The sequence below is a fragment of the Singulisphaera rosea genome, assembly GCF_054877945.1.
The window spans coordinates 260,612-278,270 of the sequence record NZ_JBTYIP020000008.1 but is presented as its reverse complement, the minus strand read 5'-3'; the positions used below and the strand labels follow the sequence as shown (position 1 = coordinate 278,270).

Below are 17,659 nucleotides of genomic sequence, written 5' to 3'. Positions count from 1 at the left end.
GTTGGCGGGTGTCGTGAAGTTGTCGTAATCGTTACGGCGTCCCTTCGAAACGAAGAAATCCTCCCGCAAGGTGCGGGAGGATTCTTTGTCGGGTGGGAGGGCGAGAAGGCAGCGTCGCGTCGCGACCGTCATCAATGCAACGACGATCGCGACGGGATCAAGTTCGTGATCAAGGACGGGCGCAGGTACCGCCGGCGCAGCTGGTCGCCGGGGCGTAGTAGTGGGAGGTGTACGGCATGGCCTGGGGAGCCGCGGTCACGGCGGGGTAGGCGACGCTGCCGCAAGCGGCCGGGGACGCGCAGGGGGCGGGAGCGGCGTAGGAAACGGGGGCCGCGCACGGGGCGGGGGCGGAACACGAAGGGGCGCGGAAGCCTCGGAAGCCGCAGTGGGCCTTGGGGGCGTAGCCCACGGTCGGGGCGCAGGTCGAGTAGGCCGGAGCCGCGGAGACCCCGCCGCAGGTGCCGTGGTGGCGCCCGCCGCCGAAAAGACCCGTGGTGGCCGAAAGCGCGGTCAAGAGAACGATCTGATGCATCGTCTGAATCCCTTTACTCAATGATGTCCGTTCGAGTGGTGAATCCGGAGCGGCTTCGCTCCGGTGGCCTTGCAACTTTGCACGTGAGTGCGAAGACCTATCCGTCGGATCGACAAAGGTCAAAACGGCACCTTGTCGATGTCACCCTCTCTCACCCCGATTCCTTTGATCCCTCGGCGACACCAAACCCCCCCGCATCCTCCTGGGTCCGGCCGCTGTCACCAAGTCGGCCCGATTGTAGGGACTACGTCGGATGCGGGCAACCGTGGTGTGGACTGCTTGGAGGATATTTTCCGATTCGGATGACTCTTTCGATTCACTAAAATGGATGGATCTTAGGGAACATTAAGGAGAAACGACCGTTGTCCGGCGATCGTCGATTCGGGAAAAATTCTCCCGTATTGGCATCGAGTTGGTTGAAGGTCAGGATGATTGCCGTTGGGTTTTACGGATTCGATCCCGCATTCACGGGCGGGGTCGGCCGTCCTCCCAAGGACATTCCCTCTAGGTCTCGAACCATTCCCATGGTGCCCATTCCGTTGACATGGAGACGAGCGGTTGCATAGACTTTCCGCTCGACGAGGCGGGATGGATCAAGCCTGAGACTCGGCAATTCAGGCCTTGGATTGTTCGTAACAGAGTCCCCTCGTTCGGTTCGGAACGATTTTCAGGGATGCCGCGGGAGCCATGATGGCCACCACCATGACTTCGAGCGACACCGAGAGGGTTGGGCGTCGAGGGCGCCTGGCGCTCGCGGTGGCGGACGCGAATTGGTTCACGACCGAGAACCTGTTCCGCGAGATCCGTCGGGATGACGTCGCGACCTTGCTTCTGAATTGCATGGACTTTCGCGTGGCCTGGATGAAACGCCGGCCGTTGCGGACCTGGCGGTCGTCGTTGAAAGATCGTGGTCCGGGCCTCTGGCAGCATGACTTCGTCCTGCCGAGCGGCTGGATGAAGAGCTACCCTCGCCTCGGGATGAGGCCGATTGCGCGGGCGGTCCGGCGCTGGCGAGACACGCATGTCGCGGACGGCGACCTGGCCCTGGTCGTGACCTATCCCTATTATCTTCACCTCCGCGACCTCGTCCGCCCCGAGCGCCTCGTCTACTTCAACATCGACGACTACGCCTTGTACTGGCCTCGCCAGGCGGAGCAGGTCCGAGCGTTGGAACGCCGAGCGGTCCGGGAGGCGGACCTCACCGTTTGCGTCTCGCGCGCTCGGGCTGACGAGCTTCGAGCGGCGGTCCCCGAGGCCTCGGACCGGATCCGGCACCTCCCCCACGGCTCTCCGAGCTCCTCGCAGGCCGAGCATGCCTGGGAACGCCCCGACGAACCGCCGGCCGACCTCGCGTCGCTGCCTCGGCCAATCCTCGGTTACATCGGTTCCCTCGAAGACCGGCTCGACTGGTCCCTCATGGCCCGCCTCGCCGATGCGATGCCGGAGGCGTCGATCGTACTCATCGGCCGCGAGCCGCCTGCCGGGGATGACCCCTGGATCGCCGAATACCGCCGATGTCTCGAACGTCCGAATGTTCATGCGATCGGGTGGAGATCCCAAGACGAGATCCATCGTTACAACCGTTCGTTTGACGTTTGCCTGATCCCCTACAAGGTTGACCACCCGTTCAACCTGGCCTGCTGTCCGACCAAGATCATGGATTACATGGCGACGGGGCGTCCGATCGTCGCGACGGACCTGCCGGAGTGCCGGCTCTACGAGCACCTCTTCGACGTCACGCCGGCCGATGACGCGTTCGTCCGGTCGGTCCGCGCGATCGTCGCCGCTGGCTCGGACGACGGCCGCGCCCCGAGGCGTTTCGACTGGGCCCGCGCCAATACCTGCCGGAACGTCGCGGACCGCTTGATCGGCTGGCTGTCGGACTGAACTCGCCGCACGATTTCCTTTCTCTTCTCGGCAGGCGTCGAGCGATCCCCCTGCGCCCTTGCATCGCCGTGCCTCGGGCTTAAGACGGTTGAATAAATATTTTAAGTGTTTGGGGGCCACATTCGTTGCCGATGGGGCCACCTCCCTCTGCCGTCAGGGGAAACCTTGAGGGTTTGGACGGACATGAGGATGCCCTCGGCGGCGACGACGACCCGGGCGTTCGGTCCTACCTTCCGCGTGGCTGGGGAATCAGTAGAATTGATCCTTCGCGTCGGAGCTCGGGGACGTCCCGCCATGGGATGATCCCCGCCCTGGGCGCCGAGGCCGGGGGCACTCCCCTCCCCGACCCGGATGGCCATTGACGATCGGAACGCAATGGTTCCGAATCCAGAGAGGACGCAGCCCAGACGTGGATGAACGCCGCGCGCGGATTCACGACGACCTCCGAGGGATCCTCGGGGGCGACCTGTTGTTCGAGCCGCTCCGTCGCGCCAGCTATGCGCACGATGCCGGGCTCTACGAGGTCGACCCCCTCGGGGTGGTCGTCCCCAGGACCGAGCAGGATGTGGTGGGAGTGCTCCGCTACGCCTCTGAGAACTTGATCCCTGTCCATCCGCGAGGGGCCGGGACGGGAGCATCGGGCGGGGTCCTGGGGCCTGGACTCGTCCTGGACCTGAGCCGGTACTTCCGGCGCATCATCGCGATCGAGTCCGAGCGTGTCGTGGTGCAGGCCGGGGTCGTCCTCGACGTCCTCAACGCCCAGCTTGCACCGTTGGGCAGGCGAGTCGGCCCCGATCCGGCCGGTTCGGAGTCCTGTACGATCGGCGGGATGATCGGGACCGACGCCTCGGGGCCCCGTTCCCTCCGCTACGGCGGCACGGGTGACCACGTCGAAGAGTTGCGCGTCGTCTTCGCAAACGGCGAGGTCGCCGAGCTCGGCCGCGCCCCCTGGCCTTCATTCGACGATGAGCCGGAAGACTTCAAAGGGGTCGTCGTCCGAAAGCTCGGGGCCCTGGTGAGGCGGAGCGGCGAGACCGTCGCCCGCAAGGCGTCTCGTGCCCCGAGGAACAGCGCGGGCTACGCGCTCAAGCCGGCGTCGTCTTCGGCGGACATCCACCTCGCGCGACTCCTCGTCGGCTCCGAAGGGACGCTCGCCGTCGTGACCGAGGCGACCCTCCGGACGATCCCGATCCCGGATGCGCAAGGGGCGGTCCTCTTCCCCTTCGGACGGATCGCCGACGCCGCGGCGGCGGTCGTCGCCTGCCTGGGCGAGTCACCCTCCGCCTGCGACCTACACGACTGGCGATCGATCCGGCTCGTTCGGGACGCGGTGCCAATCTTCCGGGGGTGGATCGACGAGGAGGCTGAGGCGGTCCTGATCGTCGAGTTCGAGGGGGACGACCCCGACGAGGTCGTGGGACGGATCCGCCGCCTGTCCGACCGCCTGGCACGCTCCGGACGGCTGGTCGCCGGGCCGGTCGAGCTCACCCGACGTGCGGAGATCGAGCGGCTGCTAGGTCTCCGTCGCGCCCTCGACCCCTTATTGATGAGGATGAAAGGGCCGGCCCGGCCGGTCCCCTTCATTGAGGATGTTGCGGTCCCTCCGGAGGTCTTGCCCGAATTCCTCACGCGACTCCAGCTCATCTTCAAGCACTATGATGTGAGCTGGACCCTCGACGCCCAGGCCGGAGTCGGCCGTCTTCAGGCGCGGCCGTTCCTGGACATGAGGGACCCTCGCGACGTCTCCAAGCTCGAGCCGCTCGCGACCCGCGTCTACGACGCAGCCCTGGAATTTGGAGGGACCATCGCCTCCGGGAGCGGCTGTGGGCTGGTCCGCACGCAGTTCCTCAAACGCCAGTACGGCGAGCTGGTCCAGGTCTTTCGCGAAATCAAGGATGCGTTCGATCCCCTGAATATCCTGAACCCGGGCAAGGTCATCGGCGACGATCCGCACCTGATGGTGCGCGACCTTCGACGGAATCCTCGACAGGAGGAAACCCCGGAGCCTGGGGCGGAAGCCGAGGCGGTCGAGCCGCCGGCCCTGCCGATCTTGCGATGGCCGGAGCCGGGTTTCGAACACACGGCCTCGGCCTGCAATAGCTGCGGGGCCTGCCGGACCCGTGCCCCCGACGCGCGGATGTGCCCGACCTTTCGCGCACTCGGGTCGGAGGCCGCCACGCCGCGTTCGAAGGCCAATCTCGTCCGGCAACTCCTTGCGGGCGAACTCGACCCGAAACTCTGGGGGTCGGAGGAATTTCGGGAGAATGCGGACCTTTGCATCCACTGCAATCTCTGCCCTCAGGAATGCCCTTCGGGGCTCGACGTCTCGGCCCTGATGCTCGAGGCGAAAGCGGCGTACGTCGAGAACCACGGCCTGACGCCGGTCGACTGGATGCTCTCGAGGGTCGACACCTGGTCGGCGATCGCGAGCCGATTGCCGATCGTGACCAACGCCCTCCTGGCGAGCCGGCCGATGCGCTGGCTGTTCGAGCGTCTCTTCGGCCTCTCGAGGCTGCGACGAATCCCCAAGGCCCACCGGACCCCGTTCGTTCGTCGGGCCGCGAAGCTCGGCCTGACCCGTCCCAGGCCCCAGGCCCCAGGGCCTCGCGTCGCCTACTTCGTCGACGTCTACGCGAACCACTTCGACCAGGAGCTCGCCGAGTCGGTCATCGGGGTGTTTCACCAGGCGGAGATCAACGTCTACGTCCCCCCCGGTCAGCGCGGATCGGGGATGCCCGCCCTGGTCGCGGGGGACATCGACCATGCCCGGGACTTGGCGCTGGCGAACCTCCGGATCCTCGGCAACGCGGTCCGCGACGGCTACACGATCGTCTGCTCCGAGCCGACCGCGGCCCTGATGCTCCGCCGAGAGTACTTCAAGCTCACCGACGACCTCGATGCCGCGCTCGTCGCCGAAAATACCCGCGACGTGGGCGATTACCTGATGGGCCTGGAGGCCCGAGGTCAGCTCCCGGCCCCCGCCCATCCTCTCCGCGCCCGGGTCGGCTATCACCAGCCGTGCCACCTCCGGGCGCTCGACGTCGGGACTCCGGGCCTCGACCTGATCCGGAAGATCCCCGAGCTCGACGTCGAGTTCATCGACCGGGGGTGCTCGGGGATGGCGGGGACCTTCGGCATGGCCCGCGACAACTTCCGGACCTCGCTCCGGGCCGGCCGGGGGCTCCTCAACCGGCTCCGCGACCTCGACATCGAGGTCGGCGCCACCGAATGCGGCGCCTGCCGAATGCAGATGGAGCAAGGCTCGCCCAAGCGGACCCTCCACCCGATCAAGCTCCTGGGCCTGAGCTACGGCCTGAACCCCTCCTTGCTCCGGCAGTTCAAAGATCACAAGCCTCGGCACGAGATTACCTGAACTCCCGTCTACAAGCATCGACCCAGGCCTGCGCCGGCCCCGCGCCTCGGACGTCCTCAGGAGAGGCCAAGAATCTGACATATCCCTGAGCGTGAGCCGCCAACTCTCCCCGAGAGTCCCAACCGCTTCGATGTCTTCTCCCCTCCGGCGACGGGTCGAGAGGGCGAGTGACGAGTCCGAGCGGGTGGAAGGATTCCCGCAGAATCCGTCGGCATCATGAAGAGGATTTTAGGGAATCGTTCGACCGACTTGGGTGCCCTCCAACGCTCGCTTGGGATATTGGCGAAATCTGTCACGAGCGAGGGGTGTTCGCCCCAGGACTCCTCAGAGCCAAATCGGAGGATGGTATGAGCGCACCGTTCACGGAGAGACTTCCTGGCCGCGACCGTCGCTGGAATGGGCAGGGAGATGGCGTTGCGGTCGCCTTGGGCTTGGGCTGCCGATGAGGTTGATCCACGCGTGGCGGAAATCGCGGCCAGCACCATAGGAGTCGACGCGCACAACCAAGTCGACGTGCCAACGACTGCGGCCGAAGTCCCCGGCCCGGACCTCGACCTCGCCGGCGAGTTGAAGCGTTCGGGGCTTTCGGCGATTTGCTCGACATTCGCCGTCGACCGCCAGAGGATCGGCGGACCGGGCGTCGCTTATGACCGATTCCAGAACGCGTTGAAGTCGATGGATGCTCAACTCGCCCGGAATCACATGACCCGAGCCTTGAACCTCGAGCAGCTCCAGACGGCCCACGAGAAGGGCCAGCCTATCATCATCCAGGCCGTCGAAGGGGGGGCATTTCATCGAGGGCAAGCTCGAACGAGTGGAAGAGGCATACAGGCGGGGCATCCGCGTGATTGGCCTGGTTCACGACAACGATGCGACCCCTCCGTTGGGTGACCTCTTCACGGCACCCCCGCGCCACGGCGGTTTGACCGGGTTGGGGGCGGATGTCATCAAGGAATGCAATCGCCTGGGCATCCTGGTTGACATGAATCACGGGAACGTCCAGACCGTCGAGGGGGCCCTCAAGCTCTCGACCAAGCCCGTCATCTTCTCGCACACGACCCTCTCGGCCCCTCGTGAGGACAGCGCGGGGAAGGGCCAGATGATGCAATCCCGCAACATCCCCGTTTCGCCTTCGCTCTCGGGTCACAGGCTCGTTGAGTATAGTAGAGTTTATGCGTTGGCCGAGCCCAGGGGGAATTTCTTGACACTACCTGCTTGATTGATTTTGTGATTTTATTTTAGAATTCTTAATTTTAAGCGTATTGGGTGGGTCCGCAGGGTGGCCGCCTCGTATTGTAGATTGCGAAGTCTGATTGTGGAATCCATTCCAGTGGCGTTTTGGTCAGTGGTCGTGGGCTTGGTTGATCCGAGGTTCGGAGCCTTCTTGTCGAATCACCGGCCGATTGAGCTTGTTGGGTATGGGTGAAGAGCCCCAGAAATCATGGGAGGTGTCAACCGTGAGCATCAAGCCAAGTCGGGGTGTCATTCACGGGAAGACAATTGAACTCGTCGAAGACCTTGGCCTTACGGAGGGCCTGGAGGTCGAGGTGATCGTGAGGGTCCGAAATGCCGGGTTGGGATGGGGCCAAGGTATCTTGAATTCGGCCGGCGCAATGGCTCCTTACTGGACCCCGGAGGATGATCGCATCCTCGCCGAACTCGAGCGGGATCGAAGGCAGCCGAGTACCCGTGAGATCCCGGAATGAGTTTCCTCCTGGACACGAATATCTGCTGAGCCCATCTGCGCCGGCCTTCTGGACTTGCCCATCGATTCATGCAGCACACGGGGCGTCTTTTCATCCCGACGGTCGTTCTGGGCGAGCTTTATGCCTGGGCGTTCAAACGTCCTGATCCCTCGCCGCTCCTGCACCTTGTCGATGAGGAACTCCTGCGGGACGTCGAGGTCCTGCATTAGGATTCGGCTCGTGCTTATGAATTCGGGGAACTTCGAGGGCAGATGTTGCGCCGAGGAGGGGTCGTCTTCGAACTCGACCTGAGGATCGCATCGGTCTCGCTGGTCCACGATCTGACGCTCGTCACGAACAACACGAGACACTTCCATCTCATCCCCGGTCTTCGGCTCGATGACTGGCTCGCAGATTGAGCTGGAGGCTCAAGAACCTCCCCTCGGCGAGGCACAGGTTCTGGACAGACGATCCTCGTCTGCAAACGGTTTGCCTCGGACGCCGAGCCCGAGAGTTGTTTCAGACGTCGTCAATATGAGGTTCGACGTCGAACGCGAGTTGCGGAAGCGGAGCGACTCCGGTTCTCGGGTTGACGGTTCGGCATGTCAGGGCTATCTTGCCCGCCGATTGTCCTGTCACATCCATGTCTTGACGCTCTCGACATTCACCGTGCGACCGCGACAAGGAAAACCAGGCCCCCTCGATTGCGTCGAGGGTTCCTGCGCCCTTGGCGGGACGAGACGGTTTCATGAGGGTCGCTGAGCTCAGTCGGCGTGATGCCGAAGTGGTGGCGGACGATCTTCGAGCTCGGCCAAGGAAGGCCGGCTCGTTCGGTGGCCTGGTCGAACCTTGGGAGGAGCTGTGCAAGGGCACGACCAAACCAGAGTTTGTGCGCCCCGATGGGTCCGGCTTGGACTCATCCTCATGGCCGTCTCGGTCCCGCTCTTGGTCCGCGCACAGGCTCCCGCCAGCCCCGAAGTCCTGAGCCACGACGCCGAGCCTATCGACCTCGCGGCGGATCGGATCACGGCCTGGGGAGTCGGCACGAGCCAGTGGCTGGTCCTCCAAGGGCAGGCCGCGATCATCCAGGGGGGCGTCGACGGAGTTCGGGCCGACCAGGCCGTCGTACGCGTCGTCCGTTCCAATGATGATGGCATCACGACCTCGCATGTCGAGATCTATGCCGAAGGCCACGTCCAACCGATGGGGGAAGGACCTTCCGCTAGACCCTCGGGCCGCATGACGCTGCGGACTGTGAGGGAGGTCACCCTGAATCCGTATTCGGGCGACCGCGGCATGGTGCACCTGAAAGGTCGGCCGAGCGGGGTGGCGATTCTCGATCGCGCCTTCCCTCCGCCCGCGGCCCCGAAACCCGCACCGAACACTCTTCCCACAAAGCCTCGCGTCGCGAACGCCGCGGGGCAGCCTGCGCCGACGTCGCGTCCCCCCGCGCCTCGACCCGAAGTCCAGACGCCTTCGGGGATGAGGACGGGAACCGATCCCCGAAATGCGGACGTGGTGGCGACGCAGTTCCGGCCGGCGATGCTCCCCGAGGGGGTGATTGCCACGTCGTCATCCTCGGGAGCAGCAGGTCCCAGGTCGACCGGGACTCCTGCTGAGACCGTGGCTTCGGTTCCGGCCTCGGCCCCCAGCACGCCTGTGGTCAATTCGAGGGATGCGTTAGCGGCGACGGAGGCATCTCCGGTCGACCCCGTGGTCGTCCCGACGCAATTCGGCCCGGATGGTTTCTCCGACGAGCCGAACGCGATGCCGTCGGCCTCGGAACTGCCTCCCCTGATCGAGGCGCCCCAGGGCAACTCACCCCCCTCGACCACACCCGGGTTTGACGACTCGGCGGTGTTGCCCGACGCCTTGCCACCGCTCGACAATCTTTCGACCGATCTCGAGCCGCTGCCCGGGCCGTCCGGCGGCCCTGCGTCGCCGGCGCAACGCCCCCCCGGTCCTCGGGTGCAAGATCCGGGCTCTCTCGCCATGCCGATCACCCCGGGGACCCAACGCGTCACGCGCATCTACTCGAGGAACGGTGGTCCCGACTTCAAGTTCCAGAAGTTGCAGACGTCGGATGATCACGTCGAGACGTATACGATGCGGGGTGGCGTCTCGATCCTCTCAGAGTCACCGGCCCCGAACGGGGTCATCGACCTCTCGGCGGACAGCGCGATCATCTGGCGACGCGTCGACCCGAACAAACCGAAGGGGAAAACGATCGGCCCCGACGGCGTCATCGTCGAGGACGCCGGGGACCCGATGGAGATCTACCTCGAGGGGAACGTCGTCGTCCGTCAGGACACCCGCGAGATCGCCGGCAATGCCGACCAGAAGACGTACCGGGCCAAGCAGATCTATTACGACTTCCGGACCGGCCGATTGATCGGACTCCAGGCCCAGCTCGACCTCTTCGCGCCCGGGCTCATCGCTCCGACCAAGCTCACCTCGCCGAGGATCGACCAGTTCCGGCCGCTCGAAGTCACTCCCGAGGGCACCTATAAGTTTGGACTCGAGCGAGTGCAGGCCAACCGCACGCTGATGACCGGCAGCCGGTTCCCTGTCCCCGGATACCGGTTCACCAGCAAGTCGGTCGACCTCACGCACGTCGTCAGTTCGAAGACCAACCCGACCACGGGGAGCACGGTCAGCAAACCCGGTTCGCCAAACCCGGAGCCGAACCTGACCTGGAACTTCGACGCGAGGCAGAACATCTTCTACCTCGGGCCGTTGCCGGTCTTCTACCATCCCAGGATCAGCGGCGACGTCGATGACATCGAGCCGCCGCTGCGCCAGATCCGCTACGGGATGAACAATTACTTCGGCCAGCAGATCCTCTCGGATTTCAACGGCTTCCGCCTCTTCGGGATCAAGCGGCCGCAGTGGATCGACAGTTGGACCGTCGACCTCGACTACCTCCAGAAGCGGACGCAGGAGTTCCCCGCCGTGGGGACCGAGATCGGTTGGTTCGGCAAGGACTTCCTCGGCGACCTGAGCGACCCGTATCGCTCGAGGCGGGTGGCGAACCCCAACCTCACAAACGACGGCTACTTCGGCTACCTCGACGTCTGGGGCTTGAAGGACGCCGGCGTGGACGTCCTCGGCTCCGGCCCGGCGATCGTGACGAGCAACACGATCCTGCCGTCGGGCATCGTGGCGGGCAAGCGAGGCTACCAGCGAGACGACGTCCCGTCGTTCCAGGATTTTCGCGGTCGCATCAATATGCGGCACATGCAATCGCTGCTCAGCCCCGACGCCGACCCCTACGAGGACTTCCGGGTCCAGGTCGAGGCGGCGTACATCTCCGACCGCCAGTTCCTCGAAGAGTATTACAAGCGGCTCGCCGAGACCGGGCTCGACCAGGAGACCCTCGGCTATGTCATCCGGCAGAAGGACAACTGGGCCTGGAGCGTCTGGACCGAGGCGAACCTCCAGAACTTCAACACCGAGACCCAGTGGCTCCCCCGGCTCGACTACTACCGCCTGGGCGACTCGCTCCTCGGCAATCGCCTGACCTACTTCCAGCACTCCGGCGTCGACTACGCCAACACGCACACGGCGAACGAAGTCAACAACCCGAACATCTTCGCGTTCATGCCCTATGACCCGATCTCGAACACGAGCGGGGTGCTCTCGACGGGCCGTGCGTACTCGAACCACGAAATCGACATGCCGATGAGCTTCGGCAACGTCTTCCGGTTCGTGCCGTATGTCCAGGGGCAGGTCGTCGGTTGGAACAACCAGCTCGGCGGCAATGCGATCGGACGCGTCTGGGGAGCCGCGGGTGCCAAGGCCGATATCATCGCCTGGAAGCGGTATCCGGACGCCGAGAGCGACCTCTTCAACGTCCACGGCCTGAACCACAAGATGAGCTTCGAGGCCGACTACCGCAACGCCGTCTCGAACACGCGGCTCAACCAGATCGGCGTGCAGGACGACCTCGACGACAACGAATACGAATTCGTCCGACGCTACTTCGCCCTCTCACAGTACATCGGTGGCGTGCTCCCCCAGCAGTACGACCCCAGGCACTTGATCCTCCGCCGGGCGATCTCGCCGATCTCGGGCACGACCGACATCCAGGGGACGATCCAGACGCTCCAACTGAACTTCCACTCGAGGCTCCAGACGAAGCGTGGGCCCGAAGGGCGACGGCGGGTCACCGACTTCATGACCCTCGACGTGAGCACCACGTTCTTCCCGTACGCCAGCCGCGACGACTTCGGCCAGAGCTTCGGCCAGAACATGTACAACTACCAGTGGTTCCTCGGCGACAGGACGAGCTTCATCTCCTATGGTTGGTTCGAGTTCTTCAAGATCGGCGGGCAGCCGACGACCCTGGCCACGGCCAATCAGCCGGGCTACCCGTTCGGCCTGAACGTGGTCACGTCGGGGTTCTCGATCAGCCGACCGCCCCGAGGGAACATCTTCATCGGCTACACGGTCATCAACTCCGGGCCGATCACGACCTCGGCGTTGAACCCGAGCGTGAGCTACTGGCTGAGCCCGAAGTGGTACGGGACGTTCTCGACCTCGTACGACTTCGGCAACCAGATCCTCCTCGCGTCGATGTTCTCGTTCACCCGTGTCGGGGCCGACTATCTGACCACGTTTGGTTTAGTGGTCGACCCGCAGCGAAACAACTTCTCGCAGATTGCCATTGCGATTTCGCCGCGGATGAGCCCGAATATGCGATTCGGGTCGGGGAGCGGCCTGACCCAATTCGATTCGCGGTTCGCTCCAACGCAGTGAGGATGAGGGGGTCGTTTCGCCCTCCTGGAGCCGATCGGGTAGGACCCGAGGGACGACTCAATGTTTGAGAGAACGAGCGAGACCGGCCCGCGCGACGGCGTGATGGACTACGACGGGCCGGAGCTCGACGAGAGCGAATTCGGCCCTCCCTCGCCCTGGGCCGCCCGCGCGGGCCGACGCGACTCGCGCGAGAAGTTCGCCGCCGGCCTCCGCGGCCTGAAGCACGCCATCCGGGGCGACTCGAGCTTCTTCGCGCACGCCTACCGAGGGATCCTCATCGCCCTGACCGCCGGGCTCCTCGGCGTCAGCCCCTGGGGCTGGTGCCTCCTCGTCGTCGGCGCCTGCCTCGTCCTTATGGCCGAGCTGACCCACAGCGCCATCGACACCCTGGCGAGGGCCGTCGGCGACCCCGAATCCCCTCCCCTCCGAGTCGCCCGCGAGATCGCCGCCGGCGTCGTCCTCGTCGCCGCCTTCGGCTCGGGCGCTGTGACGATCACCGTCCTCACCATGAAGTTCGGCGAGCTGCTCGGCTGGTGGAAGTAAGGGCCCGGTACGAGTCACAGTGGCTTCCCAAGAGCCCACTACGTCTGCGGTCGGCCGTAGGTTCACACCCAGGAACCGGTCCATTTTTTGGACGAGCCGGATGGTGCTCGGATCAGGTCCGAAACCCACCTGACGCGTTCATCAAATCCCAAACACTCGATCGTCGAACGGTTCGTGCATTCGAGGGATGGGTCGCGGAAAAGTCTACCGGCGACTCGCTTCCCCTCTCGAGCCCGAACGGCGTGTATTCGGGTCTCCCAGGAGCCGACTTTTTACGGCTTCGAGGCCTTTTCTGATTCCGCGACCAAGCTCTCGATCATCTTGTCGAGTTCCTTGCCGTCGTGGATTTCGTTGTCGCGAATCACGCCGTTGGCGTCGATCACATAGAAGGTTGGCCAGAGGCTAATGCCCCACTCCAGAGGGGTGCCTCGCTTCGCGCCACCGGGCCAGAAGGATCGCCAGTTGACGCCTTCTCTGGCGGACACCGCTTTCGCTTTCTCGCGGTCGTTGTCGCCGTTGACGCCGATCAGGGCAAACGGCCGGCCCTTCATCCTTTCGACCAGGGCTTTCTCGTGAGGTACTTGTTCCATGCACGGAATGCACCAGGTCGCCCAGAACGAGACCACGACGACCTTGCCCCGGTAGTCGGAGAGCTTCATCGGCTTGCCGTCGACGTCCTCCCCCTCGATCTCAGCCGCGGTACGACCGATGCCGAGGTGATGCAATTGGAAAAGCATTCCCTCGGCCTGCTTTCCTAGCGGCGGGAAGAACGAGCCCATGGGTTGCTGATCTCCGAACTCCTTGATCGTGCGGTCGAAACACGCCTCGGCCTCGCGAGTGAGCTTCTCGGGATCGAGCGAGCCGAGTCGTCGGATCACGACTGGCCCGAAGCGGTCGAGAATTCCTTCGCGGACCTCGCGACGGACGGGATCGTTGAGATCTCGCGCCACCGAGGCGAGCTCCTGATAGCACCGGCCCAGACTGAAGCAGGAAAGTGCACGCACCTTGGGGTTCGTGCTCCGCTCGACCGCGGCGCGGAGACACGTTTCAACCCGGGGGCTCTTGACGGCGTCGACCCAGGCGGTACGGCAGAGCGGCAGGATCGCGTCGGAGTCGAGATAATGTTCGGCCACAAAGTCATAAACAACGCCAGCGAGCTCCGAATTGCCCTCCGCCCCCACCTTACGGGCCCATAGCAGGGTCTCGACGGCGTCGGGCGCATCAGGACGTATCCTGACGACCGCCATGCCGCGGCGACCAAGGTCGGCGACCGTCTCGTAGTAGCGATCGAGAGCCTTCTTCTGATCGGCCTGGGTCGTTCCCGGCTTTCGCCGACTCTCCAGTTCCTCGAACGCCGCACCCTCCCACTTCTTGAGCGAAGCCAACGTCTCCTCCGGCCTCTCATCCTCCGCCGCGCAGAGTGAGGTCGAAACCAGAACCGCAAGCACCCAAACCGTGCGTCGCATGAGCCGCATCGTGGTATTCCCTCCGAGGTCTTACGATGGTCCGAGGGCCGTACAAGAATCGCCGGGACGGCTGGCGTTGTCCAGAGCCATGGCGCAAAACCGATGCGAATCAGAGGTTTTGTCAGAGCTTGACGCGTCACGCGTCTTGAGCCAGTACGCCATCAGGCTGCATAGCTGCACGCTACGAGCCGGCAACCAGGCCAGGGCCAGCGCATATCAAAGCTGATGTAATTGCAAGACTTGAACCAAGTAGTCCTTATTTATCATAAGGGAAATCGTGTTTCCACGGAGACTATTCTTGTCGGGATGCCGCCTCAGGAGCGTCTCGGCGAGCCGTCGCAGGGGGGTATGTTCAAGAGCTGTGTCTGGGGATTTTTCAGGCGGCGGTCTTTTCCTTGACGCCGTCCTTGAAGATGGTCCCCTTCACGACGTCCTGAAGCAACGGTGAACCGTTCAACGATCGCCGACTCTTTGATGTACTCTCCATCAGCTTGAACACCATCGTCAGGCTCGACACCCGGTCACCGCTCCCCTTCGTCTTGTCGTGCCTCAGCCGCACCATCGAGAACACGCTCTCGATCGGGTTCGTCTGGATGTGCCGCCAAGGCTCCGCCGGGAAGTCTTAGAACGCCAGCAGGTCCTCCTTGTCCTTTTCCAGGCACTCCGTCGACTTCGGATACTTCGCACCGTACGTCTTCACGAACAGGTCCAACGCCTTCTCCGCAGCACCCTTGCTCTCGGCCCCGTAGATCTCGTGCAACGCACCCTTCCTATTGGGTTGCGCCCCCTTGGGCAACTTGTCCAGGATGTTCGCCATCTTGCGCACCCAGCAACGCGGCTCCTTCGTCTTGTCCCAGACCTGACGCATCGCTTTCCAGAAACCCAACGCCCTGTCACCGATCACCAGGCTCGACTCCTCCTCCAGCCCTCGCCTTGCAGTCGAGCAGCAATTCCTTAGACGATTCGATGCACCCTCGGTTTTGCCTTCTGAAGACCGGTGCCAACGTCTTACACCCCGATCCTTTGGCGAACCGATTGTGAGCTCGCGAGTCAGAGCTTGCGTCTCGGTGAATGCGGTTGCTGGCAGGCAACGCTTAGGAAGGACGCAAGCGTGGGCAGGTCGCAAGTCGTTACGGCCCTGGAAATTTGGAGAACCCAAGTGTGCGCCGGCTGCATCTCCATCGTGCCGAGGACGAGTGGCAGGAGCAGCTGTCAGGCCATGGAGAGGATCGATCACGATCCTTCTGGAATGCGGATCTTGGAGGAGTGCAGGCCTGAGAATTCAGGCTCACCTCGGGAAACATCGACTAAGACCGGGGAATAGGGCGACCGGACCAGCGCACGGCGACCTGAAGCGTCGTATGATCGACCAGGCACAGCAATTCGCCCCCGCGTTCGAGGAAGGCCAAGGACGGCGCTCCTCCACCCCGGGCAGCCAGGTTCCGGGCTTTCCATCGCGGCCGCTCGACGCGAAGACCGGAGCCCCTGGCACGGATGGAGGGGTTTGATGACACGAGAACCGCTGGGGGAAGCCATCGAGGCTTACGCCCAGAATATTGTCGACACGGTCCGCGAGCCGCTGCTCATCCTCGACGCCACCCTCCGCGTCCGTTCGGCCAACCGCGCATTCTACCAGGCATTCCACGTCTCTTCCGAAGAGACCGAGAATCGGCTGATCTACGAACTGGGCAATGGCCAATGGGATATCCCCGACTTGCGAACGCTCCTGGAGGACATCGTCCCCAAGAGCTCTGTCTTTGACGACTTCGAACTTGAGCACACCTTCCCGGTCATCGGCCGGCGGGTGATGCTGCTCAATGCCCGCAAGCTCCAGGCTGGGCAGCACGGAGAACTGCTGGTCCTCGCCATGGAGGACGTGACACAGCGGCGACGATCCGAGGAGGATGTCGCAAAGGCCAAGGAGGCGGCCGAGGCCGCCAATCGGGCCAAGAGTACCTTCCTGGCGAACATGTCGCATGAGATTCGAACGCCGATGAATGCGATCCTTGGGTTCTCCCAACTGATGTTGCGTGATCGGAACCTGGACGCCCGGCAGAGCCAGTACCTCGGGACGATCAATCGAAGCGGTGAGCATCTGCTCGCCCTGATCAACGACATCCTGGAGATGTCCAAGATCGAGGCCGGGCGGACCACGTTGAACCTTAGCACGTTTGACCTGGCCGACCTGCTCGATGACCTCGAGATGATGTTCCGTGTCCGGACGGACGGGAAGAGATTGTCGTTCGTCGTCGAGATGGGGGGCGACGTCCCCCGTTTCATCGAGTCCGACATCAACAAGCTTCGGCAGGTATTCATCAACGTGCTAGGTAATGCCGTCAAGTTCACAGATCGGGGCGGGATCGGCCTTCGGGTCAGCGCGGATCGCGAGGGCACGAAGGGCCCAATCCTGAGGGTCGAAGTCCAGGATACCGGCCCGGGTATACCTGAGGACGAGCAGCCCAAGCTGTTCCGGCATTTCGAACAGACCAAGACCGGACAGCAAGCGGGGACCGGCACGGGCCTCGGGCTAGCGATTAGCCGGGAGTTCGTCCGGTTGATGGGCGGCGACATCAACGTGAGGAGTGAGGTCGGCAAGGGGAGCGTCTTTTCGATCCACTTTCCCTTGAAGGAGGGGCAGTCCCAAGCTGTGCATCACGCCGAGAGACCCCGGCAGGTCCTTGGGCTAAAGCCCGGACAGTCCCCATGTCGGGTGCTGGTCGTCGATGACATCGAGGAGAACCGGGAATTGCTGGCACAGCTCCTCGTCCCCATCGGATTCGATGTCCGGCTGGCGTATGACGGAGAGCAAGCGATCGCGGAGTTCGCTCTCTGGCGGCCACACCTGATCCTGATGGATTTCCGCATGCCGGTAATGGACGGCAACGAGGCGATCCGAAGGATCCGCGCGTCGGCCGGCGGGACCGAGCCCAAGATTATCGCGGTCACCGCCAGCGCGATGGATGAGAACCGCCACGAACTGATCGGGGTCGGCGCCGACGATTTCATCGGCAAGCCATTCCGGGAGGCGGAGCTGTTCCAGAAGATCCAGTCCCATCTGGGAGTCGAGTTCTCTTACGCCGAAGAACTGCCCATCGTTGAGGGAGCGATAGCCGAGCTCTCGCCCGAGGCCCTGGCGGCCGTGCCTCGGTCACTGATCGACCTCATGCGAGAGGCCGTCGTCGAAGCGGATCTGGACCAATTGCTCGCGACGATCCACGAAGTCGAAGCTCGAACTCCCGACGTCGCACAAGGGCTTCGATACCTGGCCGAGCGGTTCCAGTACCAGATCCTGCTTGATTTATTCGGCCCGCCCACCGTCGGTCGGGTACCGACTGTCTCTCCTTCGAGTGGTTTCCCGAGCCCTCCGTAACGGCATTCCAGGGTTACGTGTGGATCGGCCTTCCCACCGGCCTCC

At 63.8% G+C, this 17,659-nt stretch carries 12 protein-coding genes; 8 read left to right on the top strand and 4 right to left on the bottom strand.

Translation table 11 applies throughout. The features are described 5' to 3' along the window. Window positions 1-169 precede the first annotated feature (169 nt). Window positions 170-532, bottom strand: coding sequence for a hypothetical protein (locus tag ACYOEI_RS16745; RefSeq protein ID WP_462850669.1), 363 nt, complete (start codon window positions 530-532; stop codon window positions 170-172). 687 nt (window positions 533-1,219) lie between these two features. On the opposite strand from ACYOEI_RS16745, the gene ACYOEI_RS16740 reads away from it, so the two are divergent. The 7 genes from ACYOEI_RS16740 (at window position 1,220) to ACYOEI_RS16710 (ending at window position 12,778) form a co-directional block, all read left to right on the top strand. Beyond that, window positions 1,220-2,419 (top strand): glycosyltransferase, encoded by a 1,200-nt coding sequence (locus ACYOEI_RS16740; protein WP_462850668.1) that lies wholly within the window; start codon window positions 1,220-1,222, stop codon window positions 2,417-2,419. Between the two features lie 409 nt (window positions 2,420-2,828). Next, window positions 2,829-5,792 carry an FAD-binding and (Fe-S)-binding domain-containing protein gene (locus ACYOEI_RS16735; protein ID WP_462850667.1) on the top strand — a complete coding sequence of 988 codons (2,964 nt, stop codon included), beginning with the start codon at window positions 2,829-2,831 and terminating at the stop codon, window positions 5,790-5,792. A 459-nt stretch (window positions 5,793-6,251) separates the two neighbouring features. Beyond that, entirely contained in the window at window positions 6,252-6,683 is a 432-nt protein-coding gene (locus ACYOEI_RS16730; protein ID WP_462850719.1) for a hypothetical protein, read from the top strand. After that, complete coding sequence (locus ACYOEI_RS16725; RefSeq protein ID WP_462850666.1) at window positions 6,607-7,011, top strand: membrane dipeptidase; 405 nt, start codon at window positions 6,607-6,609, stop codon at window positions 7,009-7,011. The genes ACYOEI_RS16730 and ACYOEI_RS16725 overlap by 77 nt, the downstream gene beginning before the upstream one ends. A 738-nt stretch (window positions 7,012-7,749) precedes the next feature. Further along, the gene (locus ACYOEI_RS16720; protein ID WP_462850665.1) at window positions 7,750-7,896 is read left to right on the top strand and encodes a PIN domain-containing protein; all 147 of its coding nucleotides are present in this window, start codon (window positions 7,750-7,752) and stop codon (window positions 7,894-7,896) included. 505 nt (window positions 7,897-8,401) lie between these two features. After that, window positions 8,402-12,235 (top strand): LPS-assembly protein LptD, encoded by a 3,834-nt coding sequence (locus tag ACYOEI_RS16715; RefSeq protein ID WP_462850664.1) that lies wholly within the window; start codon window positions 8,402-8,404, stop codon window positions 12,233-12,235. 60 nt (window positions 12,236-12,295) lie between these two features. Further along, window positions 12,296-12,778, top strand: a complete 483-nt coding sequence (locus ACYOEI_RS16710) for a diacylglycerol kinase (RefSeq protein ID WP_462850663.1) — start codon at window positions 12,296-12,298, stop codon at window positions 12,776-12,778. Window positions 12,779-13,050: 272 nt separating this feature from the next. Here ACYOEI_RS16710 and ACYOEI_RS16705 read toward each other — a convergent pair whose 3' ends face one another. The 3 genes from ACYOEI_RS16705 to ACYOEI_RS16695 all read right to left on the bottom strand — a co-directional run bounded on the left by ACYOEI_RS16705 (window position 13,051) and on the right by ACYOEI_RS16695 (window position 15,481). Beyond that, window positions 13,051-14,244 carry a TlpA family protein disulfide reductase gene (locus tag ACYOEI_RS16705; RefSeq protein ID WP_462850662.1) on the bottom strand — a complete coding sequence of 398 codons (1,194 nt, stop codon included), beginning with the start codon at window positions 14,242-14,244 and terminating at the stop codon, window positions 13,051-13,053. A 376-nt stretch (window positions 14,245-14,620) separates the two neighbouring features. Beyond that, window positions 14,621-14,806 carry a hypothetical protein gene (locus ACYOEI_RS16700; RefSeq protein ID WP_462850661.1) on the bottom strand — a complete coding sequence of 62 codons (186 nt, stop codon included), beginning with the start codon at window positions 14,804-14,806 and terminating at the stop codon, window positions 14,621-14,623. A gap of 60 nt (window positions 14,807-14,866) precedes the next feature. Then, complete coding sequence (locus tag ACYOEI_RS16695; protein WP_462850660.1) at window positions 14,867-15,481, bottom strand: transposase; 615 nt, start codon at window positions 15,479-15,481, stop codon at window positions 14,867-14,869. Window positions 15,482-15,751: 270 nt separating this feature from the next. Here ACYOEI_RS16695 and ACYOEI_RS16690 point away from each other — a divergent pair, with 270 nt between their 5' ends. Further along, window positions 15,752-17,614, top strand: coding sequence for an ATP-binding protein (locus ACYOEI_RS16690; RefSeq protein ID WP_462850659.1), 1,863 nt, complete (start codon window positions 15,752-15,754; stop codon window positions 17,612-17,614). Window positions 17,615-17,659: the final 45 nt, after the last annotated feature.